The following is a 23,818-nucleotide window of genomic DNA, read 5'->3' as shown; positions in this document are numbered from 1 at the left end:
CTGATGGGAACGATCGGGCGTCGGGCGCGGATCACGGCGGGGGCGTGCCGCCGAGGAGGGGGGCCAGGGCGAACAGGTCGGACGGGGCGGCGTCGTCGGGGAGCAGGACGACCAGCGGGGGGCGGGCCGGCGGGCCGAGCCGGGCGACCTCGTAGGCGGTGACGCCGCTGCCGGGCGCGGCGACCAGGGCGACCGGGGCCGGGGACTCCAGCAGCGGGGCGAGGACCGGGCGGTAGGCGGCCGGTGAGGGCGGGCCGGCGGCCGGGCGGAGCACGCCGAGCGCCTGCGGCCCCGGCCAGCCGCGCGCGGTGCCGGGGTAGCGGGTGTGCGGGGCGTCGGGCGGGGGCAGCAGCAGCACCCAGCCCGCGCCCGGGCGGGCGGCCCGGCGCAGCACCTCCAGCCGGACGGCCGGGCCGTCCGTCGGCGCGTCCGGGGCCGGCGGGTGGTCGGCGGGCCCGCCGGGTCGGGGAGCGGGGTGTCCGGCGAGGGTGGAGCGCAGCACCTCCGAGGTGCTGAGGCCGCTCGGCAGGTCGGGGAAGGTGCGCAGCAGGTGGGCGCTCTGGCTGAGGAGTTCGACGGCGTCCCGGTCGGCCAGCAGGGCGCGGTCGTGGGTGGTGGTGAGGACGAGTCCGCCGGTGGCGTCGTAGTGGGCGGCGAGGGTGATCGGGTACGAGGTGAAGGTGCCGGCCGGTACGGGGTTCTCCACGTGGATGCCGTGCGCGGCCAGGTCGGTCTCCAGCCGCAGGTGGTGCGGGGCGGTCGGCTGGTGTTCCAGGACGACCAGGCTGTGCGGCCGCTGCCCGCGCGGGGTGGCGCTCCAGCGGTGGGCCTGTCCGGGCGAGACCCACTCGTAGGCGGCGAGGTCGAGCACGCCGTCGCGCAGGGCCGCGAGCAGTTGCGGCACCGTCGTGCCCGGGTGCACCCGGACGGAGATCGGCAGCGGGTTGCGCAGCGCGCCGGGCAGCCGGTCGATGCCGTCCAGCGGGATGCCCCGCCCGGAGACCGTCACCGCGAAGCCGACCCGCACCGCCCGGGCCGGTCGGCGCTGCTCGCGGGACTGCGCCGCGCGGTAGAGCAGCAGTGCCCAGGCGGCCTGGAGGGCGCTGCTCTCGCCCGCCCCCCAGGCGGCCGCCCAGCCGCGCAGCCGGACCGCCTCGTACGGGGTGAGCCGGCGCCGGGCGCGTCCGCTGCCGCGCCGGGTCGGGTCGGGGGCGAGCGGGAGGACGGCGCCGGCGGCGGTCCGGGTGGCCCAGAACTGCCGGGCGGCGTCGCTTCCCTGGGCGTCGAGCCAGCGGGCGTGGTCGCGGACGTCGGGGCGGCGCTCGCCGCCGGGCAGGACGCCGCCGGTCAGGTAGGCGCGGTAGAAGGCCTGGAGGAGCAGCCGCACGCTCCAGCCGTCGAGCATCGCGTGGTGGTAGGTGAGCAGGACCCGGGTGGCCGGTCCCTCGTCCTGGTCCTGCGGGCCGGAGTCGAGCAGGGTGGCGCGCAGCAGGGCGGGTCGGCGCAGGTCGAAGCCGCGGTGCCGGTCGGTTTCCAGCAGGTCGTCCCAGCCGACCGCGCCGTGCGGGTGCCGGGTGACTTCGGGGACGGCCCGTTCGTGCAGCACCATCCAGGGGTCGCCGGCGGTGTCGTCCCAGTCGAAGGCGGCGCGCAGCACCGTCTCGTGGTCGAACACGGACTGCCAGGCGGCGGTGAACCGGTCGGTGTCCAGCGGCCCGTGCCAGTTCCAGGACAGCTGTTCGACGTGCCGCCCGCCGTGGTCGGCGCGCCCGATGACCTGGCGCAGCATCTCCCGTTGCAGCGCGCTGGTCGGCACCGTGACGGGCTCCGGCGGGTGCGCCAGCGCCTCCCGCAGCCGCTCCACGAGTTCGGCGGCGCGCGCGGACGGTCCGGCGGCGATGCCGACGAACAGGCGCCGGAGGCCGTCCCGGCGGTCCTCGACCAGGACGGCGCGCAGCCGCGCTCCGGCGGCGAGGGCGCGTCCGAGGTCGGCCAGGACCCGGTCGAGCCCGTCGGGGCCGTCCACCGTGCGCTCCCAGAGCGCGTCCGCCCGGTCCTGGGGCGTGGGACTGGCCCCGTCGACGGCGCGCAGGGCGGCGCGCAGCACGTCGGCCTCGTACGCCTGTTGCAGCTCGACCAGCAGGAACTCCGGGGGCCGGCCGGCCCCGCGTGGCTGCGGCGGACGCCACCGGCGGGTGGCGGTGCGGGCCAGCGCGGCGTTGACCGCCCCGGTGTCGAGCCGTCTCGGCGGACGGGCGGCGGGCAGGCAGGGCTCGGGCGACGGGGCGCCGGCCACCAGCAGGGTGACGGGTGCGCTGGAGAAGTGACGGTTCGTCATCGCTGATCAGCGGGCACCGGAGCCCGGTTCCTTCCCGTGGGCCGGCCAGGGTTGCGCCGGGGTTACTGGGTGGCGAGGCCGCCGCAGACGTTCAGCGCCTGGGCGGTGATGCTGGCGGCGGTCGGGGAGGTGAGGTAGCCGGCCAGCGAGGCGACCTCCTCCGGGGTGGTGTAGCGGCCGAGCGGGATGTGCGTCTGGAAGTGCTGGTGGATGGTCTCGGGGGTGGTGTTGTAGGCGGTGGCGTACTCGTGGTGGATCCGGGTGGTGTGCGGGGTGTGCACGTAGCCCGGGCAGATGGCGTTGACGGTGGTGCCGGTCGGGGCCAGTTCCTTGGCGAGTGCCCGGGTGAAGCCGATCACGGCGTGCTTGCTCGCGGTGTACGGGGCGCCGAGGGTGACGGCCTGCTTCCCGGCGGTGGAGGCGATGTTGATGATCCGCGGGTGCGCGGTGCCGGTGAGGTGGCCGTGCTTGAGGGTCTCCCGGGTGACCAGGAAGACGGCGTTCAGGTTGGTGTCGATGACGTCGTACCAGAGGTCGTCCGTGGTGGTGGCGATGGGCCCGCCGCCGGTGCGGCCGGCGTTGTTGACCAGCACGGTGATCGGGCCGTGCTCGGCCACCACGTGCCGGATCAGCGCGCTGACCTGGGTGGGGTCGCGCACGTCGCAGGTGGTGCCGTCGGCCTGGTGGCCCTCGCCGCGCAGGGTGGCCAGCGCGTCGGTGATGTGCGGGCCGGTGCGGGCGCAGATGAAGAGGCGGTGGCCGCGGCTGCCGAGCTCGCGGGCGATGGCGAGGCCGATCCCGCGGGTGCCGCCGGTGATCAGGGCGAGGGGTTGCTCGGGTGCGGTGGTCATGGCGGGTCCTGGGGGTGAGGGCGGGCTGGGAGCTCGGGCCGGTGGTGGGTGGTCGGTGGTCGGGGGTCGGTGGGGTGGTCGGGGCGGGAGCTCAGGCCGGGTAGAGGTTGTAGGTGGTCGGGTGGGCCGTGGTCGGGGTGTTGAGGGTGGGGTCGAGGGTGAGGATCGCGTGGTGCAGGTGTTGCAGGTGCGGGGAGGGCTGGATGCCGAGCTCGGTGGTGAGGCGGTGCCGCAGGTGGTGGTAGGTGGCGAGGGCGGTGGTCTGCCGGCCGGCCCGGTAGAGCGCGACCATGGCCTGGGCGTGCAGGCCCTCGTGGTGCGGGTGCTGGTGGGTGAGGTGGGTGAGTTCGGGGATGAGCTCGTTGTGCCGGCCGAGCCGCAGGTCGGTGTCGATGCGGCGTTCCAGGGTGATCAGGCGGCTCTCCTCCAGGCGCATGATCTCGATGGCGAGGATCGGCCCGGGCCGCACGTCGACCAGGGCCGGGCCGTGCCAGAGCGCGAGGGCCTGCCGGAAGTGGGTGGCGGCCTGGTGGTCGTGGCCGTGGTTGAAGGCGTGCTGCCCCTGGGTGGTGAGCAGGCTGTAGGTGTGGACGTCGAGGTTGTCCGGGTGGGTGGTGAGCTGGTAGCCGCCGTGCCGGGTGGTCAGGATGTCCTTGGCGGTGATGTGCGGGGTCGGCCCGAGGCCGTGGGTGATCCGGCGGCGCAGTTGCAGGATGTACGTCTGCATGGTGGTGAGCGCCTGTCTGGGCGGGTCGTCGCCCCAGATCTCCTCGATCAGGGTGGCGGTGGGCAGGATGCGGTTCGGGTAGAGCGCGAGGAGGGCCAGGATCTGGCGCTGCTTGGCGGCGGTGGGGACGACGGAGATGCCGTTGAGGTCGGCGGTGAGGGGGCCGAGGACCTTGAGGTGCATGGCGGTTCTCCTCTCGGGCGCGGGGCGTCCGCTCGGGTGGGCGTCATTCGGCTGCTTGTTCGGGTCAACGGAATGGTGGGGCGGACGCGTCGCACCCTAGTTGGGCCGAGGGGTGGGGGCCGGATTCCTCAAGTGCCCGTCGAGCGCGGTTCCGGGCGCTCTGGTGGGGCGCCTCCGGGCGGAGCGGTGCGGCGGGCCGGTGCGGCGGGCCGGTGCGGCGGGCCGGCGCTCGACGGTGTGACGGGCGGGGCGCCCGGCGCGGACGGGGCCCGGGAACGTACGATCGGCGAATGGCTGACATGACGGAAACCACGCCAGGCTGGCTCGCCCCCGAGGAACTAGAGACCACCCGCGCCAAGATGCCGATCCTGTACGTCGAGGCCGTGCCGGTCCGCGTCGACGACGCCGGCGAGGTCACCCAGATCGGCCTCCTGCTGCGGATCGGACCGGACGGGACGGTCAGCCGCACGCTGGTCTCCGGCCGGGTGCTGCACCACGAGCGGATCCGCGACGCCCTGCTGCGCCATCTGGAGAAGGACCTCGGCCCGGTGGCGCTGCCCCGGATCCCGGCCTCGCTGCAACCGTTCACGGTCGCCGAGTACTTCCCGACCCTGGGGATCACCGAGTTCCACGACCCGCGTCAGCACGCGGTGTCGCTGGCGTACGTCGTGCCGGTGGCCGGCGACTGCCGGCCGCGCCAGGACGCGCTCGACCTGGTCTGGTTCAGCCCGCAGGAGGCCGCCTCCCCGCTGGTGCAGCAGGACATGCCCGGCGGTCAGGGGGCGCTGCTCAAACGGGCCCTGGCGCACGTCGGCTGCCTGAGCTGAGCACTCCGGCCGGGGCCCGCACCTCACCGGATGCGGGCCCCGGCCGGGAGCCGGTCAGGGAGCCGGTCAGGGAGCCGGTCAGGGAGCCGGTCAGGCTCCGGCGGATGCCAGGCGCGCGTTGCGCCGGGCGGTCGCCTCGACCGGGTCCAGCACCGGCACGGCCGCCAGCAGGCCCTTGGTGTACGCGTGCTGGGGGGAGTCGTACACGGCGTCGGCGTCGCCCTGCTCCACGATCCGCCCGGCCCGCATCACCGCGACCCGGTCGCTCACCTGCCGGACCACGGCGAGGTCGTGGGCGATGAAGACCAGCGCGAGGCCGAGGTCGCGCTGCAACTCGCCGAGCAACGCGACCACCTGGGCCTGGGTGGTGACGTCCAGTGCGGAGACCGGCTCGTCGCAGACGATCAGTCGCGGCTGCGGTGCGAGCGCCCGCGCGATGCCGACCCGCTGGCGCTGTCCGCCGGAGAACTCGTGCGGATAGCGGTGGTACCAGTCGGCGTCGAGGCCCACCCGTTCGAGGAGCTCGCCGACCCGGGCGCGGATGCGGCGCTCGTCGCTCCCACCGGCGATGCGCAGCGGGTCGGCGATGGACTCCCCGATGCTGCGGCGCGGGTTGAGCGAGGACACCGGGTCCTGGAAGACCATCTGCAACTCCCTCCGGAGTGGGCGCAGTTCGTTCTCCCCGAGCGCTCCGATGTCCCGGCCGCGGTAGTGGAGCCGGCCGCCGGTCGGCTCCAGCAGCCGGACCAGCATCCGCCCGAGTGTGGTCTTGCCGGAGCCGGACTCGCCGACGATGCCCAGCGTCTCGCCCGCGTGCACGGTGAGCGAGACGCCGTCCACGGCGGCCACGGGGGCCGCGCGCCGGGTGAGGCCGCCGCGGGTGGCGAACTCACGGCGCAGGTCGGTGGCTTCGAGCAGGACGTCGCCGTCGGTGCGCCCGGCGGCTCCGTCGGCGGCGGTGCCCGCGGCAGGCCCGGCAGAACCGGCAGGCCCGGCGGGCCCGGTCGGTGCGCCCGGAGCGTCGACCCGGGGCACCGCCGACAGCAGCGCGCGGGTGTACGGCTCGCGCGGCGCGCCCAGCACCTCGGTGACCGGGCCGTGTTCCACCGCCCGGCCGTCCTTCATCACCAGCACCCGGTCGACGCTCCCGGCGACCACCCCCAGATCGTGGGTGACCAGGACCAGCCCGGCCCCGGTCTCGGCCCGCAACTCGTGCAGCAGGTCGAGGATCTGGGCCTGGACGGTGACGTCCAGCGCGGTCGTGGGCTCGTCGGCGACCAGCAGCCGCGGCTCGCAGGCCAGGGCCATCGCGATCAGCACCCGCTGGCGCATGCCGCCGCTGAACTCGTGCGGGCGCGACCGCGAGCGCCGTGCCGGGTCGGGGATGCCGACGCGGCCGAGCACCTCGACGGCGCGGGCCCTGGCGGCCCGGCGGGAGACGGCCCGGTGGACCCGTACGACCTCGGCGATCTGGTCGCCCACGGCGTAGTACGGGTCGAGGGCGGAGAGCGGGTCCTGGAACACCATGGCCGCCAACCCGCCGCGCAGCCGCCGCAGTTCGTCGCCCTCGGCGGTGACGGCGTCGACGCCGGCGACCCGGACGGAGCCGCCGACCCGGGCGCCGGTGCCGCGGTGCAGGCCGAGCAGTCCGTAGGCGACGGTGCTCTTGCCCGACCCGGACTCGCCGACGATGCCGAGCGCCTGCCCGGCCTCCAGGGTGAAGCCCACGCCGTCGACGGCGCGTACGTGCCCGTCGCCGACCGGGAAGTCGACGACGAGATCCCGGACGTCGACCAGGGGAGGAGCCAGGGGTTCGGCGCTCACGTCAGGACCACCCTTCGATCGGTCACCGCGTAGAGCACGTCCGCGACGACGTTGGCGAGGACCACGGCGAACCCGGTGACGAGGGTGAGGCCGACGACGGTCGGCAGGTCGATCAGGCTGACCGAGCTGACCAGCAGCTTGCCGAGCCCCGGGAGCCCGAACAGCGACTCCGTCAGCACGGCGGAGCCGAACATTGTCCCGAGGTCCATGGCGGTGAGCGCGATCACCGGGGTGAGCGCGCCGCGCAGCGCGTGCCTGGTCACCAGGCGCCGCTCGCTGACGCCGTACGCCCGGAAGGTCCGGATGTGGTCGTCGGCGAGGGTCTCCAGCATGGACGAGCGGGTCAGCCGGGCGTACTTGGCGGACTCGATGAGCGCGAGCGAGACCCAGGGCAGCAGCAGGCCCCAGAACCACTGCTGCGGGTCCTCGGTGAGCGGTACGTAGCTCGGGAACGGCAGCCACTGGAGCTGGGCGCACAGGACGATGAGCAGCACCAGGCCGATGACGAAGACCGGGATGGAGTTGCCGGCCAGCGTCAGCGCGGTCAGCAGCCGCTCGCTGAGCCGGCCCCGGCGCAGCGCGGAGAGCAGCCCGGTACCGACCCCGAGGGCCAGCCAGAGCACCATCGCGCCGAGTGCCAGCGAGGCCGTCACCGGGAGCCGGGCGGCGATCATGTCGGTGACCTGCTCGCCGCTGCGGTAGGAGACGCCCAGGCACGGCGCCGGGCAGTGCAGCAGGCCCGTCCCGGCGCTGAAGTCGCGGCCGGCGACGACGCCCTGGAGGAAGTGGGCGTACTGGAGGTAGACCGGTGCGTCGAGGCCGAGGCGTTCGCGCACCTGGAGGACCTGGGCGGGGCTGCACTTCTCGCCGCAGGCCAGCTGGGCGGGGTCGCCGGGGGCGATGTAGAAGACCGCGTAGACGATCAGCGAGATGGCGAGCAGGACGCCGACCATGCCGATGGCCCTGCGGAGCAGGAAGCGGGTCATGCGGTGGCCTCCTCGGTGGCGGCCGACGGGCCGGGGCGGGCGGGGTCCGGCGTGCCGCTGCCCGGCGATGCGGTGCCCGACGGTCCGCTGCCCGACGAGCCGGCGCCGCGCGCCGTTCCGACCCGCAGCCGGGAGGCCGCGCGGGGGTCGAGCTCGGTGCGGACGGCGTCGCCGAGCACGGTGAAGGCGAGCACCGTGGCGAACAGCAACGCGGACGGGAGCAGCACGTACATCGGGTCGGCGCGGAACCAGGTGGTCGCGCCGGAGAGCATCTGGCCCCACGACGAGGTCGGCGGCTTGACGCCCACGCCGAGGAAGGACAGCCCGGCCTCGGCGATCACGTTGGACGGCAGCAGCACCGCGGCGTAGGTGATGACCGGCGCGGCCAGGGACGGCAGCAGCTCCCGGCGGGCGATCCGCCACCGGGTGGCGCCGGCGAGCCGGGCCGCGGCCACGTAGTCGAGCTGGCGGAGGCTGAGCGTCTGCGCCCGGACCAGCCGGGCGGTGCCGGCCCAGCCGAGCAGCCCGATGACCAGGGTCAGCAGGAGCGGGCGGGGGAAGTCGGAGGGCACGACCGCCATCAGCGAGATGGCGAAGACCAGCGAGGGCAGCGCGAGCATCACCTCGGTGGTGTTGCCGATCAGCTGGTCGAGCAGCTGGCTGCCGAGGCCCGCGGCGAGGCCGAGCAGGACGCCGATGGCGACCTGGACGAGGGTGGCGCCGACGGCGACGAGCAGCGAGATCCGGGCGCCGTGGACCAGTCGGGCGAACACGTCGCGCCCGGTGCCGGGTTCGACGCCGAGCCAGTGCTCGGCGCTGACGCCGCCGAAGGAGCCGGTGGGCACCCCGCCGGCCGCCGAGTCGAGCAGGTCGTTGTGGTAGCTGGTGGGGTCCTGGCCCTCGATCGCGCTGAGCAGCGGTGCCGCTGCCGCGATCAGGGCGAGCAGGGCGATGACGAGGCCGGCGGCGAGGACGGCGCGCCGCGCGAGCAGCCGCCGCCACACCGTCCGGCCCCCGGCGGCCGGGGAGGCCGCGAGGGCCTTCCCGGCCTGGGGTTCCTGTGGAGCCATGGTTGTCCGACCGATCCGTCCGATCCCGTCCGCTACTTGACCGCGACCTGGGAGATGTCGAGCACGCCGGTCCAGTCGCTGATGACGATGTTGCGGACGTCCTTGCCCGACAGCCGCTTGTAGACGGGGTGGAACAGCGGGACGGTCAGGGCCTGGTCGCCGATCCGCTTGTCCAGGGCACCCCAGCGCTTGGCCGCCTCGGCGTGGTCGGTGATCTTGTTGATCTGGTCGATCTCGTCGTTCACCGACGGGTCGTCCAGCTGCGCGGAGTTGAAGTTGTAGCCGTCGGTGACGATCTGCCGGCCGTCGAAGATCGGCGCGAGGAACGGGCCGCCGGAGGGCCAGTCGGCGCCCCAGCCGGAGAGGAAGAGGCCGGGTTCGGTGCTGACGGTGTGGATCGTCTTGGAGTACCTGGTGGAGTCCAGGGCGTCGAGCTGGACGGTGATCCCGGCCGCCTTCAGGCCGTCCTGGACGGCGGTGGCCAGGTTCGGGCCGTAGCCCTTGCCCGATTCGGTGGAGTGGGTGAGCGTGATGGTCAGGCCGTCCGGGTAGCCGGCCTCCTTCAGCAGCTCCTTGGCCTTCTCCGGGTTGCCGGTGGCGCCGGCCGGGAACGGGTCGTAGGGCGTGTACCCGAAGGTCTCCTGGGCGGGCAGGTAGGTGGTGGCGGCCTCGGCGAGCGAGGAGCCGCCGGCGGCGTTGACGACCGAGGTGCGGTTGAGCGCGTAGGCGACGGCCTGCCGGACCTTGGGGTTGTCGAAGGGCTTGACCTTGGGGTTGAACGCCAGGTAGTTGACGTAGCCGAAGTGGCCGGTGCCGACGCGGGCGGCGAGCGCCTTGTCGTCCTTCACCTGGGCGAGCTCGGAGGGGCCGAGGTTGGTGTCGGTGGTGACGGCGGCCGCGTCGGCGCCGGTGCCGGCGGAGAGCCGCTGGTTGATCACCGCCGGGTCGAGCCCGGACTGCACGTCGACGGTGTCCGGGTACGCCTTGCGCTGGTCGTCGTTGGCCGCGGACCAGTTGGGGTTGCGCTTGAGGACGAGGTGTGCGCCGTCGTTCTCGTTCTTGACGACCTGGTAGGGGCCGGAGGAGACGGGGTGCTCCTGGTACTTCGTCCCGGTGTCCTTGGCCTTCGGGACGGGGGCGAACTGCGTCTGGGTGGCCAGGTAGGGGAAGTCGCCCTCGGGCTTGTTGAGACGGAAGGTGATGGTCTTCTCGTCCGGCGTCTCGATCGCGTCCAGACCGCGGCCGTCCTTGTACGGGCCCTGGTAGTCGGCGGCGCCGACCAGCCAGTCCCTCAGGAATGGCGCCCCGCCGGAGAGTTCGGGGGCGAATGACCTTTCGATGCCGTACTTGATATCGGCGGTGGTGATCGCCGAGCCGTCCTCGTACTTCAGGCCGTCCTTGAGGTGGTACGTCCACACCGTCGCGCCCTCCGAGGGGGTGCCGGTGTCGGTGGCGAGGTCGGGGACGACCTTGGTGCCGGCCGCGCCGTCGGCCCGGTTGCGGGTGGTGAGGGTGCGGAAGACCAGGGAGGGCACGTTGCCGCCGCCGGAGGTGTAGAGCCGTGCGGGGTCGAACTGGTCCTGCGGGTTCTGGTTGAGGACGGTGAGGGTGCCGCCCTGCTGCGGCGCGGCGTCCTTGCCGGTGCTTCCACCGCCGTCGCCCTTCGGTCCGCACGCCGCCACTCCGACGGCCAGGGCGACGGTGACGGTCGCCGCGGCGAGGCGGCGGGGGGTGAAGGTGGTTCGAGACATCGGAAAGGGGGCCTTTCGCTACCGATGGTGTACGGAGGAAGGCGGGCGACAGTGAGGCCGTGAGGAGAGTGAGCGGCACCGCGCCCGCAGGAAGGGGCGACGTCCCGGGGCGGCGATCACCGCTACGCGTCGGGACAGGCGGATTCAGCGACAGAGATTGTCGGAAACGCAGTGCGCGGCCACGCCGATCAGCGCCAGCTCAATGGCGGCGCACTCGATCGGGTGACGGTCAGACATGCCGAGAAGACTGTATGACTTTAAGCGGAATGTCAAAACTCCGGATAGCATCCGGCCGCCACGGGAACGCCGGGAACGGATTACGGCCCGGGCACCGGGAGATCGTGCGGAAGCGGGGGGAAACCGGGGCCCGTGCCCGCCGGACCGGCGGGCACGACATCACCCGAGTGGGTGCCGCGACCCTTCGGGGCGCCGGCGCCCCGAAGGCCCGGAACCGCCCGCCGGGCGGCCGTTCCGGGCCCTCGCGCACTTCCGTCTGCGGGTTGCCGCGCGCGGGCGCCTGCCCAAGCATGGGTGAACGTGATCGGCGATCGCGCGCAGCGCGGCCGCCCTACCGAGCGGAGCCGGACGTGGCCCCTTACCTCGAAACCGATCAGGACGCCCTGGTGGCGAGCGCACTCGCCGGATTCGCCCGGGCCCACCCATCGCTCGTCGTCCACGACCCCGACCTCGGATTCGTCCGCGCCCGTGACCGGGCCCCCGGGCGCCGGGTCGGACTGCTCTCCGGTGGCGGCTCCGGGCACGAGCCCCTGCACGTCGGATTCGTCGGCCGGGGCATGCTCGACGCCGCCTGCCCGGGCCGGATCTTCGCCTCACCGCACAACCGGCAGATCTTCGAGGCCTCGCGCGCGGTCGCCGGCGAGGACGGCGTCCTGCACATCGTGAAGAACTACACCGGCGACCGGATCAACTTCGGCATCGCGGCCGAACGGCTGCACCGCCAGGGCATACCGTGCGCCAGGGTCCTGGTGGACGACGACCTCGCCTCCGAGTCCGAGTCCGTCGCCGCCGGCCGGCGCGGGACGGCGGCCACCGTCCTGGTGCAGAAGATCCTCGGAGCGGCCGCCGACCTCGGGCTCGGACTGGCGGAACTCTCCCTGCTGGGAGCCGAGTTGGCCGGGCGCTGCCGCAGCATCGCGGTGGCCGGCGCCGCACACACCTCCCCGGCCACCGGCCGGCCGGCCTTCGAGGTGTCGGACCGGACGGTCGAGTTCGGCGTCGGCATCCACGGCGAACGGGCCGAACTCTCCCTGGAGTGCGAACCGCTGGCCGTCCTGGTGGGCCGGATGGCGCTGCGCCTGCTGGAGGCGCTGCGCCCGGCCCGCGCCCCCCTGGTCGCGCTGGTCAACGGGCTGGGCGCGACCACCGGCCTGGAGCTGTACGCGGTCCTGTACGAACTGGCCGCCGTCCTGGACGCCGGCGGGCGCCGCCTGGCGCGCAGCCTGGTCGGCGACTACGTCACCGCCCTCGACATGCGGGGGTTCTCGATCACCCTGCTCGCCGCCGACGAACAGACGCTCGCGCTGCTCGACGCCCCCGCGTACACGGCGGCCTGGCCGGTCGCGCAATCGGCGCCGGCCCCCGGTCACCAGGAGGTCAGGAGATGACGGGCACGAAGGCCTTCGACGGCCTCTTCACGGCGGGCTGGATGCGGCGGTTCGCCGAGACCGTCGCGGTCACCGAGGAGGAGCTCACCCGGCTCGACCAGGCCGCCGGGGACGGCGACTTCGGCGTCAACCTGCTCACCGGCGTGCGGTGCGCCCTGGCCGCGCTGGACCGGCTGCCACCGGGGCGCCAGGCCGCGGCGGTACCGCTGGGCGCGGCGGCGGGCGCGTTCCTGGACGAGGTCGGCGGGACGAGCGGGCCGCTGTTCGGCCTGGTGCTCCAGGAGCTGGCGGCGGCCGTCGGCACCGGCCCGCTGACCGGCCCGGCCCTGGCCCGGGGAGCGACGGCGGCGCTGGAGGCCGTCCAGCGGGTGGGGGAGGCGCGGCCGGGTGACAAGACGCTCGTCGACGCCCTGCACCCGGCCGCACTGGCCCTGCGCGGCTGCACTCCCGATGCCCGCCCGGACGACTGCCTCGCGGCGGCCGCCGCCGCCGCGGCGGCGGGCGTCCGCCGGACCAGGGCCCTGCGGGCCCGCCGCGGTCGGGCCAGCTATCTCGGCGAACGGGCCTCGGGAGTGCCCGACCCGGGCGCCGTGGGCATCGCGCTGCTGTTCGCCTCGGCGCACGCGGTGCCGCGGACGCTGGACGGCGTGCTGCGCGATGACAGCGCTGCTGACCGCGCGTCCACCGGCAGCGCGTCCACCGACACCGCGCCGACCGACACCGCGTCCACCGACACCGCGTTCGGCGGGCCCGATCCGCTGTGCGGCCCCGAGCCGGCCCCCGCCGGACCGTGAGCGCCTGGCCGGTTCCCCGGCCGGCTTGCGCTCCGCCGGGCGCTGCTCGGCCAGGGGCTGCTCGGCCGGGGGCCGCTCAGCTGGTGAGGGCGAGAGCGCTCCGGCGCCGGACCCAGTCGAGCAGTCCCGGCTCGCCCAGGGTGGCGACCCACAGGTCGACCGCGTCCCGCGCCTCGGCCGACGGGTGCGGTCCGACACCGATCACCCGCAGCCCCGCCAGGACGGCCGAGCGGATGCCGCAGAAGGTGTCCTCCACGGCGAGGCAGTCGGTGGGCTCGGCGCCGCAGAGCCGGGCGGCGGTCAGGTAGACGTCCGGCGCCGGCTTGGGCCCGATCCCCTCGGCCGGGACCACGATGTGCTCGAAGTGTTCGAGCAGTCCGGCGCCGCCGAGTCCGGCCTCGATCACGTCGCGCGGGCAGTTGCTGGCGACCGCCAGCGGGACGAACCCGCTGAGCCGGCCGACCAGTTCGGCCGCGCCCGGCATCGGGACCGGGTCGGCGTCGACGAGCGCCCGGAAGCTCGCCAGCAGCCGGTCGGTCAGCTCCGGCGCCAGCGAGGGGTCGCCGGCGGTCTCGGCCATCAGCCGCCCGCAGTCCGAGTAGTGCAGCCCGGCCGCGCGCGCCGTGAACTCCGGTCCGGCCGTGAGTCCGTAGCCCCGCAGCACCTCCGCACGGGCCTCGTGCCAGTGCGACTCGGTGTCCATCAGCGTGCCGTCGCAGTCGAAGACGACGGCTGCAGGGGTCCAGTCGTTGATTCTCTCCACGGTCATGCCTACGCCCTTCAGGTGGGATTGGCTCTGTGGGATTCGCCGGGGTGCGCGTCGGGACGAGGGGGGGCGGCCACGGCCTGGGGCCGTCGCCGCTTGCCGACCTGTCCGGGGCCGGAATCTGGAGCGCGGCAAAACGACGCGCATCGGCGTCCGGGCCGGAGAAAACGACCCGGAACATAACGATCGCAACGTTACGATCGATATGTTTCGCGGTCAAACTTGGCGGCCCTAGATTTGCCGGGTCTTTACTTCAATAGCCCAACGACCCCACGGCGGTGATATGACCGTTCTGACGAATATGAAAAACGCACAAATGCTCGTACTCGGTGATGCCGACTTCCGGGAGGGGGGCGAACTCGGTGAACCGCACGGCCTTCATCCGGTAGTCGACGGGGTGTGACAGCCGCCCCGCGCTCCGCAGTGCCGCGGCCTGCCGGGCCGCCTCCAGCAGCACCATGCCGGGCATGTGGTCGGACGGGTGGTCGAAGAAGAACGGGTGCGCCGGATCGGCCGGGCAGATCAGGAGGGGGCCATCCGCCCACGAACGGCCGGCCGCGCGCGTCACCAGCACGTCGGAGGGCAGGGCGACGCCGACCTCCGCCGGTGACGGGGGGTCGGGGGGCGGGCCGGAGTCCGCGGGGTCCCCGGCCAGCGCGGTGCCGCGCAGGGCCGGGTAGGCGGGCCGTTCGACGAAGCGCGTGCCGCCCTCGATCCGGGCGAACACCACTCCCCGCGCGGAGCAGTCGACCCGCAGCCGCATGCCGGTGGGCCGGTGGTTTCCGGCCGAGGTCCGCAGGTCGTGCACCTGGGCCCGGCAGAGGACCGCCGCCGGGCCGTCGCCGCGCGGCTCGGCCGCCGGGTCGACCCGGCAGGACACGTCGGTGATCAGCAGGTGCGTGTCGGCCGGCACGCCGTAGTGGCGCAGCGGCAGGTAGATGCCCAGCTGACGGGCGGTCTCCACGGCGATCAGCGGGTCGTGCCGCTCCCCGCGTCCGCGCGGGAAGGTGGGGTGGGAGCGGGGCCACTGGGCCGCCGCCTCGAAGCGGTCGCCGCCTCGGGCCCGGACGTCGGTCAGCAGCACCTCCGCCACGGCGGCGCGGTGGACCAGTTCACGGGGGACCGTGCGGGACCAGCTGAGCGGTCGGGCAGGATGCCGGGCCGCCGAGGAGGGGAGGAAATCCAGCATCTTCATATTTACAGAAAATATCAATCCCCTTGGTTTCGCATGTCGTCAGTTGGCGATCCGGCCCGCGGATCACTACAGTGCGTGCGAAAAGCCGAGGTGATCTTGAAAAGGCAGAGGCGCGTGCAGAATCGGGCGGAGACGACACGGAGGTCAGTCCTCGAATCAGCTGCGCGATTGTTCGACGAACGCGGGTACGCGGGCACCAGCATCAGCGACATCAGCGCGGCCTCCGGCAGGACGAGCGGGGCCATCTACTTCCACTACACCAGCAAGGAGAACCTGGCCCGCGCCGTGATCGAAGCGCACTTCGCCACCTGGCCGGAGCTCGTCGCGCGCCACACCCGCACGCCGGTGCCGGCGCTGGAGCAACTCGTCCGGCTGAGCTTCGCGGTGGCGCGGGCCTTCCGCGACGACGTCGTGGTCAGGGCCGGCGCCCGGCTCTGGTCCGAGCGCGCGGCCATCGACGCCGACCTCCCGGTGCCGTTCGTGGGGTGGATCGACACCGTCCGCGTCCTGCTCGAACGGGCGGGCAGCGAGGGCGAGCTCGCCGCCCGGGTCGACCCGTCGACCGCGGCCCACGGCGTGATCTGCGCGTTCTTCGGGCTGCACACCGTCTCCGACGCGATCGACGGACGGCGCACCATCGAGGAGCGCCTGTGCGACCTGTGGGAACTGCTGCTGCCGGGCCTCCAGAAGAATCCCGACCCGGCCGCCCTGCTCGCCTCGGTCCGGCCCAGGCCGTCCGTGCGCGCCGACGGGTGGGGACTCGCCGGGAATTGACGCGGAATCGACCCCCGGCCTGCCGGGAGGAGGCCACGCCGCCGGGCACCGGGCCCTAGCATGAATCACCACGTCCGGGGCCGGCGGTGCGGCGGAGAAGAGGCGTCAGGGCTATGGCAGCGGTTCAATGGGCGGCCGGGCCGTCCGGTCAGGGGTCGGTCCAGGTACTGGAGTTCCTGTTCGCCTTCCTGCTCTCCGGCCTGATCGGGGTCGAGCGGCAGATCCGCCAGAAGTCCGCGGGCCTGCGGACGTACACGACGGTGGGCAGCGGCGCGGCGCTGTTCACCCTGGTGAGCAAGTACGGTTTCGCCGACGTGGTGCGCGCGGGCACCGTCGAGCTGGACCCGTCCCGGATGGCCGCGCAGATCGTGTCGGGGCTGGGCTTCATCGGCGCCGGGGTGATCTTCGTGCACCGGGGCTGGGTGCAGGGCCTGACGACGGCGGCCACGATCTGGCTCACCGCGGCGGTGGGCTCCGCCGCGGCCGCGGGTCTGCCGCTGCTCGCGGCGCTGACCGTCGCGGCGTACTTCCTCGCGTCCTACGCGATCAGGCCGTTGCTCAACCGCCTGCCCGCGCTGCACCGGCCGCCGGTCTCGTACCGCATCGTCTACCGTCCGGGCAGGGGGGTGCTGCGGGACGTGCTGGACCAGTGCACCCGGGCCGGCTTCGCCGTCTTCGAGCTGCGCACGCTGTCCGGCACGGACGGGGAGCTCCCCGGCGAGGTCTCCGAGAAGCCCGTCGAGGTCGCCCTGTCGGTGCAGGGGCAGGGCGACGCAGGCGGGCTCACCGCGCAGATCGCGGCCGTGGCCGGAGTGCTGACCTGCGTCCGCGGCCGGTCCGACGAGGAGTGACGTCCCGGCCGCGGGGGAGAGCGCGTCAGCGGGCGCCGAGGGCCGGCAGGCGCTCCATGATCCGTTCCATGCCGCTGGTCCAGTTCGCCTCCAGGGCGGCGACGGCCTGCTCCACGTCGTCGTCGAGGAGGCACTGGGCGATCCGCTCGTGCTCCTCGGCGGCGCGTTCGAGGATCTCGTGGTCGCCGACGACCACCCGCTCGTAGCGGTGGAGGGTGAGTTTGAGCGAGTCGATCAGCTCGCGCAGCCGGGTGTTGGAGCAGCCGGAGAGCAACAGCGCGTGCCAGGCGTCGTCGTAGCGCTCTATGGTGCCGTGCGGGGCCTGGGGCGCGGAGAAGGCGCGGGCCTCCGCCAGCAGCCGGGGCGCGATGGCCGAGAGGTACGCGCGGTCGGAGGTCCGCAGCGCCAGCGACTCCAGGGCGATCAGGATGGCCGTGAGGTCGAGGAACTCCTGCCGGCCGGTGGGTGCGAAGCGAAAGCCCTTGCCGCGCTCGCTGGTGATGATGCCTTCGCGCTCCAGACTGATCAGCGCCTCGCGCAACGGGGTGCGGCTGACGCCCAGTTCCTCCGCGAGGTGGACCTCGTTGATCGACTCGCCGGGGGTGAACCGGCCGTGGCCCAGCCGCTCCAGGAGTTCGTCCTTCACCTGTTCGCGCAGCGGACGCCGCTCGATCGCCATCGGGCTTTCCCTTCTTCCTCGGTCCGTAGCGTACCGGCCGGGTGACTGGTCAGGCGGTCCCGGCGCCGTCCACGGCGATGATCGCGCCGCTGACGAACGTGGAGGCGTCACTGGCGAGGAAGGCGACCGTCTGGGCGATGTCCCGAGGCTGGCCGATGCGGCCGAGCGGTCGGTCGGCGGCGTCGGCGTAGAAGGCGTCCGGGCTCTCGCCGAGCTGGCGGGCCTCCTCGGCGAGCATACCGGTGTTGGTGTCGCCGGGGCACACGCAGTTGACGCGGATGTTGTCGGGGCCGTGGTCGATGGCCATGGCCCGGGTCATGTTGACGACGGCGCCCTTGGAAGCGCAGTAGGAGACGGCCCGGCCGCCGCCCCGGATGCCCCAGCCGGAGCCGGTGTTGATGATGCTGCCGCCACCGTTCGCGGCCATCAGCGGCACGACCAGCCCGCTGAGCAGCATGACGGAGCGGACGTTGACGGCCATCACCAGGTCCCAGTCGTCGTCGGCGATGTCGCAGACGGTGGACCGGCGGATGATCCCGGCGTTGTTGAACAGCACGTCGACGCCGCCGTGCAGGTCGACGGCGGTGCGTACGGCCCGTTCGCAGTCGGCGCGTTGGGAGACGTCGCAGCGGACGAAGGTGCCGCCGGTCTCCTTGGCGGCCCGTTCGCCGCGGTCGGCGTCGAGGTCGGCGAGGACGACGGCCGCGCCGAGTTCGGCCAGCAGCGCGGCGGTGGCCCGGCCGATGCCGGAGGCGGCGCCGGTGACGATGGCGCGCTTGCCGTGGAGGTCGATCACTGGGGGCTCCTCTTCAGGGGGTCTTAGGAGGTCTCAGGGGGGCGGGTCTCAGGAGGTCCGGCCGGCCCGGCTGGTCAGATGGTCGGGCCGGTCAGGCGGTCAGGCGGTCAGGCGGTAGACGGCGCTGGCGTGGCGGCCGGTGATCACCCGGACGTGCCCGGACAGGGCATCGTCCAGCTCCGGGTCACCGGTGTCCAGCAGCAGCGGGCGGCCCGCGAGGGCGGCGAGCTTCGCCTCGGTGGCGAGGACGAGCAGCCGCTCGCGGCCGGTGGCGCGCAGCAGTTCGGGGGTGAACTGCTGGTTGCCGCGGCCGAGCAGGAAGCCCTGGCCGCCGATCGGCGAGAGCGCGATCCACGGGGCGGCGGGCAGGGCCAGCAGCTGGTCGGCCCGGGCATCGCGGATCACGACCCGGGCGCCGCCGCCCGGTTGGAGGCGGAGCACGTCCACGCCGGTCAGACAGGCGTCCGCCGCGCCGAGCGCGGTGGCGACGGCGTGCGTCGTGCCGCCCGGGCCGAGGGCGAGCAGCCCGCCGGGGCCGACGCGTTCGGCGACCTCGGCGGCGATGCCGCCCAGCGCCTCGGGGTCGGCGGCGGAACTGCCGGTCTTGCGCTGCTGGACCCGGGCGGGCAGGACCGGGACGGTCAGCCACCCGTGCAGGCGGGCGGACACCCGGCCCTCCCGTAGCGCCGCCTCGTCGCGGTCCACGACCTCGGCGGACGCCAGCCGGACGCCGCCGCCAACCCAGGCCGCGGCCACCTCGGCGGCGGCGCGGGGGTGGACGGCGAAGACCGCGGAGTGCATCTTGACCCCGGCCGGGATGCCGAGGACGGGCGGTCCTGGCTCCGGACCGAGCGGGCCGAGCGATCCGAGCGCGTCGAGGACGTCGCGGGCCGTGCCGTCGCCGCCGCAGAACAGCAGCAGGCCGGCGCCGGCCTCGACGAGGGCGCGGACGGCCGCGCGGGTGTCCGCCGCCGTGGTGCCCGGGCCGGTGGGCCGGTGGACCACCGTCGCGTCGAGGCCGGCCGCCCGCGCCGCGTCCGCACCCATCGGCCCGGCCGCCGTGAGCAAGGTCGAGTGCGTTGCGAGCAGAGCAAATTGACGGAGCATCAGCTCCGTGCGGGAGGTCGCGGCCGGCCGGGCGCCGAGGGTGCGGGCCCGCTGCTGGACCTCGGCGCCGTCGCTGCCCTTGAGGCCGACCCGGCCGCCGAGTCCGGCGACCGGGTTGACCACGAGCCCGATGGTGGGGCCGGTCGTCGGGTTCCCGCCCGCCGGGCGGACGGCGGGAGTCGGACGACCGGCCCCGGGGCCCGCCGTCACGGCCGCTCGCCGAGGACCTTGCGGCGGTAGGCGCGCCAGCTGACGGCCCAGACCGCCGGGTCGTCCAGCGGTTCGTGCCGGATGCGGTGCACGGTGGAGTTGTGCGGGGCCGTGCGGACGGTCTCCGGGTCCTCGTAGGCCTCGCGGGCGACCTCGGCGAGGATCGCGGCGTACTCGTCGAGGTCGGCGCGGGAGTAGGACTCGGTCGGCTCCAGCGTCATCGGCTCGGGGACGACGTACGGGTGGTGGCTGGTCCAGTAGTGGGTGCCGAAGTCGGCGGCGCGGTACCCGAGGTCCTCGCTGTGCAGGCCGGTGTCCTCGTTGAGCTGCTGCCAGCTGTAGCGGACCTGCTCGACGCGCGGGCGCCCCTTGGCGTAGGGCACGGAGACGCCGCGGATCCGCTGGACCTGGTGCATCAGGTAGTTGTTGTTGAGCACGGCGGTCTCGGCGGCCTCGCGCAGCCCCGCGGCGCCCATCGACATGATCCAGGCGTAGGCGCGGACCAGGTTCGGGACGACGCCCAGGTAGGGGCGGATCTTGCCGATGGACTCCGGCCGGTCGTGGTCCAGGATGTACCGCTCGCCGTCGAACTCGACGGTGGGGCTGGGCAGGTGGGGCGCGAGCTCGGCGGTGACGCCGCAGGCGCCGGCGGCGGGGCCGCCGCAGGCGTGCGGGGTGGAGAAGGTCTTGTGCAGGTTGAAGTGGCACAGGTCGAAGCCGGCCTCGCGGGCCCGGGTGATGCCGAGGACGCCGTTGGCGTTGGCCTGGTCGTAGGCGCACAGGCCGCCGGCGGCGTGCACGATGCGGACGAACTCGGCGATCCGGGGGTTGTAGATCCCGGTGTCCTCGGGGTTGGTGATGAGCAGCGCGGCGGTGCGCGGGCCGACGGCGGCGCGCAGCGCCTCGATGTCGGGGTAGCCGTCCGCGTCCGGGTGCAGGGTGATCACCTTGAAGCCGGCGGTCTTGGCGCAGGCGGCGTTGGAGGGGTGCGAGAAGGCGGTGGTGATGACCTCGTCGCGCTGCTCCGCCTCGCCGCGGGCGGCGAAGTGGGCGCGGATGACGGAGACGTTGGTCCAGATCGCGGCGGAGCCGGCGCCGGGTTGCAGCGAGACCCGGTCCATGCCGGAGACCTCCTTGAGCAACTGTTCAAGCCGGTGGACGAGTTCGAGCACCCCTTGGACGGTCGAGGGGTCCTGGGCCGGGTGCAGGGCGGCGATGCGCGGGTCGCGGACGAAGGCGTCGTTGACCTTGGGGCTGTACTTCATGGTGCAGGTGCCCTGGCCGACGTCGACGTTGAGGTCGGCGCCGAGGTTCTCCTGGGAGAGCCGCAGGTAGTGGCGGAGCACCTGCTGCTGGCCGAGTTCGGGCAGCGCGGCCGGGGTGGCGCGGCGCAGCGCGGCGGGCAGGCGGTCGGCGGGGCTGCCGACGGCGGCGGTGACGCCGGGTCCGGGGGTCGGTGGCAGGACGCCGCGCTCGCCGGGCGCGCCCAGTTCGAAGATCAGCTTCTCGTCCCAGCGGGCCTGGTGGAAGCGGCGCAGAGCGGGCTTGGGGGCGATTCGCGGGTCGGTCCCGCCGCTGTTCTGACGATCCGTCACTTGACGATCTCCTCAAGGGCGGTGGCGAGGCGGTCGATGTCGGCCTGGGTGTGGAGCTCGGTCACGCAGTAGCGGCCCTCGTGCTCCCCGGCCGGGGTGCCGGCGTGCAGGCCGCGGGCGAGCAGCGCGGCGGCGACCTCGGCGGCGGTGCGCCCGCCGGTGTAGCGGAGGGTGAAGTCGGCGAAGTGGACGGCCTCGGGGTCGGCGAGTTCCACGCCGGGGGCCTGGGCGAGGCGCCGGCGGGCGTAGGCGGTGTTGGCGAGGATGGTCTCGCCGATCTCGCGCATGCCGTGCGGCCCCATCAGCGAGAGGTAGACCCCGGCGGCGATGCTGTGCAGGGCGGCGGCGGTGCCGACCCACTCCTTGCCCTCCTCGCGCAGGGCGAAGGAGGTGCGCTCGTAGGCGACGTCGCCGAAGCCGTACTCGCCCGGCACGTCGGTGGGGGTGAGGCCGAAGAGGCGGCTGGGGTACTCGGACACCAGGCGTTCGTCGTCGGCGCTGGCGATGAAGCCCGCGTTGCCGCCGCCGAAGCTGGGGTGGATGCCGAGCGGCTGGAGGTCGCCGCAGGTGAGGTCGGCGCCGAAGGAGGCGGGCGGGGCGAGCACGCCGAGGCTCAGCGGGTTGGCGCCGATGACGGCCAGCGCGCCTGCCTGGTGGGCGAGTTCGACGTACTGCGGCAGTTCGGGGTCGACCCGGCCGCAGTGGTCGGTCAGTTCGGCGAAGACGGCGGCGGCGTCGCCGGCGGCGAGGGCGGCGCGGACGGCCCCGGGCTCGGCCGGGACGAGCACGAGGTCGTGGACGCCGCGCACGTAGTCGCGGATCCGGGAGAGCTTGTCCGGGTCGAGGTCGCCGACCAGGAGGAGGCGGCGGCGCCCGGTGGCCCGGCCGGCCATCCGCAGTGCGGTCGCGGCGGCCTGGAAGCCGTCGTAGGTCGGCACGTTGACGACGTCGACGGCCAGCAGCTCGGCCATCAGCGACTGGTACTCCCACAGGGCCTGGAACCGGCCGTGGTCCTCGTATGGCTCACCGGCGTAGGCGGTGAGGAACTCGCTGCGGTTGACGACCTCGTCGACCACGGCGGGCACGTGGTGGCGGTAGCAGCCGGCGCCGAGGAAGCTGCGGCCGGGCGGGACGGCGGTGTTGCGGGCGAGCAACTCCTCCATGTGAGCTACCAGTTGCGCCTCGGAGCCGAGCGGCTCGGGCAGTCGCAGCGGGCGGTCCAGGCGGAGCTCGGCGGGGATGTCGGCGTAGAACTCCTCGACGCTGTGCGCGCCGATCGCCGCCAGCATGGCCTTCTTCACGTCGGGGGCGGAGTTGGGGATGTACGGGTGGGTCCGGGGGGCGCGTGCGGTCATCCTGGCACCTTCCGCGATTTCGGTCACAGGCCTTGACGGCACTGTGTGTGCTGAGTTCTGTATACAGCATTCGGCATTCACTCTTCAGGAGGCAAGATGTCGGGAGGAAAGAACTCAACCGGCACCCGGCACAGACGCCTTGACGCTCCGGTGGGCAGCCGGGCCGGATCCGGACCGGGCCCCACCCGGCGCCGGGTCCTCGGCGCCGGGCTCGCGGGCGGCGCGCTGCTGCTGACCGGGGCGACGGGCTGCGCCACCGGCGGCGCCGGCGCCCCGGACGCCAAACGGCTGGACGCGAGTTCGGGCGGCAAGGTCGCCGGGAAGATCACCATCTGGTCCTGGGACGTCGCAGCCAAGGCCATGCAACGGCTCGGCAAGGCCTTCGAACAGGCACACCCCGGCACCACCGTCGACGTCGTCGACATCGGCTACGACAACGCCTACGACAAGATCACCGTCGGGCTCGGAGCCGGCAGCGGACTCCCCGACGTGCTGACCGTCGAGGGCCACAGGATGCCCACCTACATCGGCAACTTCCCCCACGCGCTGGTGGACCTGACCAGCCGGGCCGGCGGTCTCGCGAAGGACTTCGCACCGTCCGCCTGGCGCACCGTCACCGACGTGGGCGGCCGCGTCCTCGCCCTGCCCTGGGACAGCGGCCCGTGCGCCCTCTTCTACCGCCGCGACCACTTCCAGCAGGCCGGAATCGACCCCGCCACCCTCACCACCTGGGACGACTACCTCGCCGCCGGCACCACCCTCAAGGACCGCACCGGCAAGAAACTGCTCATCCTGGACGCCAAGCAGGACAGCATGTTCGCCCTGCTGCTCCAACAGCAGGGCCAGGGCTGGTTCGTCGACGGCAAGGTCGCCGTCGCCTCACCCGCCGCCGAACGGGCGCTCACCCTGATGAAGCAACTGGTCGACCGGGGCCTGGTCGACTTCGAGAACGGCTGGGACGGCCTGGTCTCCGGCACCCACGACGGCAAGGCCGCCACCACCCCCACCGCCGCCTGGTGGGACGGCACCCTCACCGGCGACATGGCCGACCTGAACGGCAGGTTCGGCGTCGTCCCCCTGCCCGCGTTCGACCCCGGCGGCTGCCGCACCTCCAACAGCGGCGGCTCCACCCTCTGCGTCACCGCCCAGAGCAAGAACCCCGAACTGGCCTGGGAATTCCTCTCCTTCCTGCTCGCCGACCGGGCCAACCAGGCCTCGATGATGGAGCACGAAGGCCTCTTCCCCGCCTACCTCCCGGCCCTGGACGACCCGTACTTCCAGCAGCCGGACCCGTACTACGCGAACCAGCCCGCCATGCGGCTCCTCGCCGACCTCGCCCGGTCCATCCCCACCGTCGAGACCACCGCCGACGACTCCAAGGCCGGCGACATCGTCAACACCGCCGTCAACCAGGTGCTGCACAACGGAGCCGACCCCGGCACCGCGCTGCGCTCCGCCGCCCGCCAGATCGCCACCGCGACCAGTCGCCAGCCGGCCCCGTAGGGACACGCGCC

General features: G+C 73.8%; 20 protein-coding genes and 1 pseudogene. 6 read left to right on the top strand and 15 right to left on the bottom strand.

Annotated features, from left to right (window positions below; genetic code table 11):
• Positions 1-31: 31 nt before the first annotated feature.
• The 3 genes from AB0P03_RS31130 to AB0P03_RS31120 form a co-directional block, all read right to left on the bottom strand.
• Positions 32-2,338 (bottom strand): condensation domain-containing protein, encoded by a 2,307-nt coding sequence (locus AB0P03_RS31130; protein ID WP_363632005.1) that lies wholly within the window; start codon positions 2,336-2,338, stop codon positions 32-34.
• 62 nt (positions 2,339-2,400) lie between these two features.
• Positions 2,401-3,189 carry an SDR family NAD(P)-dependent oxidoreductase gene (locus AB0P03_RS31125; RefSeq protein WP_363586376.1) on the bottom strand — a complete coding sequence of 263 codons (789 nt, stop codon included), beginning with the start codon at positions 3,187-3,189 and terminating at the stop codon, positions 2,401-2,403.
• Positions 3,190-3,280: 91 nt separating this feature from the next.
• Positions 3,281-4,099: an AfsR/SARP family transcriptional regulator gene (locus AB0P03_RS31120; protein ID WP_363586377.1), complete on the bottom strand. Its 819-nt coding sequence runs from the start codon at positions 4,097-4,099 to the stop codon at positions 3,281-3,283.
• A gap of 299 nt (positions 4,100-4,398) precedes the next feature.
• Between AB0P03_RS31120 and AB0P03_RS31115 the strand changes: the two genes are divergently transcribed.
• The gene (locus AB0P03_RS31115; protein ID WP_350884975.1) at positions 4,399-4,926 is read left to right on the top strand and encodes an NUDIX hydrolase family protein; all 528 of its coding nucleotides are present in this window, start codon (positions 4,399-4,401) and stop codon (positions 4,924-4,926) included.
• Between the two features lie 90 nt (positions 4,927-5,016).
• On the opposite strand, the gene AB0P03_RS31110 is transcribed toward AB0P03_RS31115, so the two are convergent.
• The 5 genes from AB0P03_RS31110 to AB0P03_RS31090 form a co-directional block, all read right to left on the bottom strand.
• Positions 5,017-6,735, bottom strand: a complete 1,719-nt coding sequence (locus AB0P03_RS31110; protein ID WP_363632039.1) for an ABC transporter ATP-binding protein — start codon at positions 6,733-6,735, stop codon at positions 5,017-5,019.
• Between the two features lie 11 nt (positions 6,736-6,746).
• Positions 6,747-7,736 (bottom strand): ABC transporter permease, encoded by a 990-nt coding sequence (locus AB0P03_RS31105; RefSeq protein ID WP_363622942.1) that lies wholly within the window; start codon positions 7,734-7,736, stop codon positions 6,747-6,749.
• Positions 7,733-8,806 (bottom strand): ABC transporter permease, encoded by a 1,074-nt coding sequence (locus AB0P03_RS31100; RefSeq protein ID WP_363632003.1) that lies wholly within the window; start codon positions 8,804-8,806, stop codon positions 7,733-7,735. Before AB0P03_RS31100 ends, AB0P03_RS31105 begins: the two co-directional genes overlap by 4 nt.
• Positions 8,807-8,838: 32 nt before the next feature.
• Positions 8,839-10,557 (bottom strand): ABC transporter substrate-binding protein, encoded by a 1,719-nt coding sequence (locus AB0P03_RS31095; protein WP_363622946.1) that lies wholly within the window; start codon positions 10,555-10,557, stop codon positions 8,839-8,841.
• Between the two features lie 144 nt (positions 10,558-10,701).
• Complete coding sequence (locus AB0P03_RS31090) at positions 10,702-10,794, bottom strand: Ms4533A family Cys-rich leader peptide (RefSeq protein ID WP_317620150.1); 93 nt, start codon at positions 10,792-10,794, stop codon at positions 10,702-10,704.
• Positions 10,795-11,144: 350 nt separating this feature from the next.
• Here AB0P03_RS31090 and AB0P03_RS31085 point away from each other — a divergent pair, with 350 nt between their 5' ends.
• The gene (locus AB0P03_RS31085; protein WP_063345848.1) at positions 11,145-12,182 is read left to right on the top strand and encodes a dihydroxyacetone kinase subunit DhaK; all 1,038 of its coding nucleotides are present in this window, start codon (positions 11,145-11,147) and stop codon (positions 12,180-12,182) included.
• Positions 12,179-12,802, top strand: a pseudogene (gene dhaL, locus AB0P03_RS31080) (dihydroxyacetone kinase subunit DhaL); the annotation flags it as partial. The gene AB0P03_RS31085 and the pseudogene dhaL, both read left to right, overlap by 4 nt.
• Before the next feature lie 250 nt (positions 12,803-13,052).
• Here dhaL and AB0P03_RS31075 read toward each other — a convergent pair.
• A complete protein-coding gene (locus AB0P03_RS31075) occupies positions 13,053-13,745 on the bottom strand; it encodes an HAD family phosphatase (RefSeq protein WP_363586382.1) in 693 nt (230 codons plus the stop codon).
• 250 nt (positions 13,746-13,995) lie between these two features.
• Positions 13,996-14,937, bottom strand: coding sequence for a ScbA/BarX family gamma-butyrolactone biosynthesis protein (locus tag AB0P03_RS31070; RefSeq protein ID WP_363632001.1), 942 nt, complete (start codon positions 14,935-14,937; stop codon positions 13,996-13,998).
• A 114-nt stretch (positions 14,938-15,051) separates the two neighbouring features.
• Here AB0P03_RS31070 and AB0P03_RS31065 point away from each other — a divergent pair, with 114 nt between their 5' ends.
• Positions 15,052-15,711, top strand: coding sequence for a ScbR family autoregulator-binding transcription factor (locus AB0P03_RS31065; protein WP_363586384.1), 660 nt, complete (start codon positions 15,052-15,054; stop codon positions 15,709-15,711).
• Between the two features lie 113 nt (positions 15,712-15,824).
• Positions 15,825-16,562 (top strand): MgtC/SapB family protein, encoded by a 738-nt coding sequence (locus AB0P03_RS31060; RefSeq protein WP_363586385.1) that lies wholly within the window; start codon positions 15,825-15,827, stop codon positions 16,560-16,562.
• 25 nt (positions 16,563-16,587) lie between these two features.
• Here the strand turns inward: AB0P03_RS31060 and AB0P03_RS31055 are convergent, their stop codons facing one another.
• The 5 genes from AB0P03_RS31055 to gcvPA all read right to left on the bottom strand — a co-directional run bounded on the left by AB0P03_RS31055 (position 16,588) and on the right by gcvPA (position 22,304).
• The gene (locus AB0P03_RS31055) at positions 16,588-17,241 is read right to left on the bottom strand and encodes a GntR family transcriptional regulator (protein WP_363586386.1); all 654 of its coding nucleotides are present in this window, start codon (positions 17,239-17,241) and stop codon (positions 16,588-16,590) included.
• A gap of 49 nt (positions 17,242-17,290) precedes the next feature.
• Positions 17,291-18,037 carry a glucose 1-dehydrogenase gene (locus AB0P03_RS31050; RefSeq protein ID WP_363586387.1) on the bottom strand — a complete coding sequence of 249 codons (747 nt, stop codon included), beginning with the start codon at positions 18,035-18,037 and terminating at the stop codon, positions 17,291-17,293.
• Between the two features lie 99 nt (positions 18,038-18,136).
• A complete protein-coding gene (locus AB0P03_RS31045; RefSeq protein ID WP_363631999.1) occupies positions 18,137-19,267 on the bottom strand; it encodes an NAD(+)/NADH kinase in 1,131 nt (376 codons plus the stop codon).
• Positions 19,268-19,350: 83 nt separating this feature from the next.
• Positions 19,351-20,949: an aminomethyl-transferring glycine dehydrogenase subunit GcvPB gene (gcvPB, locus tag AB0P03_RS31040; protein WP_363631997.1), complete on the bottom strand. Its 1,599-nt coding sequence runs from the start codon at positions 20,947-20,949 to the stop codon at positions 19,351-19,353.
• Positions 20,946-22,304: an aminomethyl-transferring glycine dehydrogenase subunit GcvPA gene (gene gcvPA, locus AB0P03_RS31035; RefSeq protein ID WP_363631995.1), complete on the bottom strand. Its 1,359-nt coding sequence runs from the start codon at positions 22,302-22,304 to the stop codon at positions 20,946-20,948. The genes gcvPB and gcvPA overlap by 4 nt, the downstream gene beginning before the upstream one ends.
• Positions 22,305-22,400: 96 nt before the next feature.
• Here gcvPA and AB0P03_RS31030 point away from each other — a divergent pair, with 96 nt between their 5' ends.
• Positions 22,401-23,807 (top strand): sugar ABC transporter substrate-binding protein, encoded by a 1,407-nt coding sequence (locus tag AB0P03_RS31030; RefSeq protein WP_363631993.1) that lies wholly within the window; start codon positions 22,401-22,403, stop codon positions 23,805-23,807.
• Positions 23,808-23,818: the final 11 nt, after the last annotated feature.

The organism is Kitasatospora sp. NPDC088779, from assembly GCF_040685395.1.
Taxonomy (GTDB): domain Bacteria; phylum Actinomycetota; class Actinomycetes; order Streptomycetales; family Streptomycetaceae; genus Kitasatospora.
Note: the sequence above shows the minus strand (reverse complement) of the source record. Positions and strands in the feature narration are given on the sequence as shown.

Excerpts from the sequence above, each read along its gene's own strand:
- gcvPA (WP_363631995.1), bottom strand. The coding sequence starts at position 22,304 with ATGACCGCACGCGCCCCCCGGACCCACCCGTACATCCCCAACTCCGCC.
- AB0P03_RS31105 (WP_363622942.1), bottom strand. The coding sequence starts at position 7,736 with ATGACCCGCTTCCTGCTCCGCAGGGCCATCGGCATGGTCGGCGTCCTG.
- AB0P03_RS31030 (WP_363631993.1), top strand. The coding sequence starts at position 22,401 with ATGTCGGGAGGAAAGAACTCAACCGGCACCCGGCACAGACGCCTTGAC.
- AB0P03_RS31120 (WP_363586377.1), bottom strand. The coding sequence starts at position 4,099 with ATGCACCTCAAGGTCCTCGGCCCCCTCACCGCCGACCTCAACGGCATC.
- AB0P03_RS31095 (WP_363622946.1), bottom strand. The coding sequence starts at position 10,557 with ATGTCTCGAACCACCTTCACCCCCCGCCGCCTCGCCGCGGCGACCGTC.
- AB0P03_RS31060 (WP_363586385.1), top strand. The coding sequence starts at position 15,825 with ATGGCAGCGGTTCAATGGGCGGCCGGGCCGTCCGGTCAGGGGTCGGTC.
- AB0P03_RS31090 (WP_317620150.1), bottom strand. The coding sequence starts at position 10,794 with ATGTCTGACCGTCACCCGATCGAGTGCGCCGCCATTGAGCTGGCGCTG.
- AB0P03_RS31075 (WP_363586382.1), bottom strand. The coding sequence starts at position 13,745 with ATGACCGTGGAGAGAATCAACGACTGGACCCCTGCAGCCGTCGTCTTC.
- AB0P03_RS31130 (WP_363632005.1), bottom strand. The coding sequence starts at position 2,338 with ATGACGAACCGTCACTTCTCCAGCGCACCCGTCACCCTGCTGGTGGCC.
- AB0P03_RS31115 (WP_350884975.1), top strand. The coding sequence starts at position 4,399 with ATGACGGAAACCACGCCAGGCTGGCTCGCCCCCGAGGAACTAGAGACC.
- AB0P03_RS31055 (WP_363586386.1), bottom strand. The coding sequence starts at position 17,241 with ATGGCGATCGAGCGGCGTCCGCTGCGCGAACAGGTGAAGGACGAACTC.
- AB0P03_RS31100 (WP_363632003.1), bottom strand. The coding sequence starts at position 8,806 with ATGGCTCCACAGGAACCCCAGGCCGGGAAGGCCCTCGCGGCCTCCCCG.
- AB0P03_RS31070 (WP_363632001.1), bottom strand. The coding sequence starts at position 14,937 with ATGAAGATGCTGGATTTCCTCCCCTCCTCGGCGGCCCGGCATCCTGCC.
- AB0P03_RS31125 (WP_363586376.1), bottom strand. The coding sequence starts at position 3,189 with ATGACCACCGCACCCGAGCAACCCCTCGCCCTGATCACCGGCGGCACC.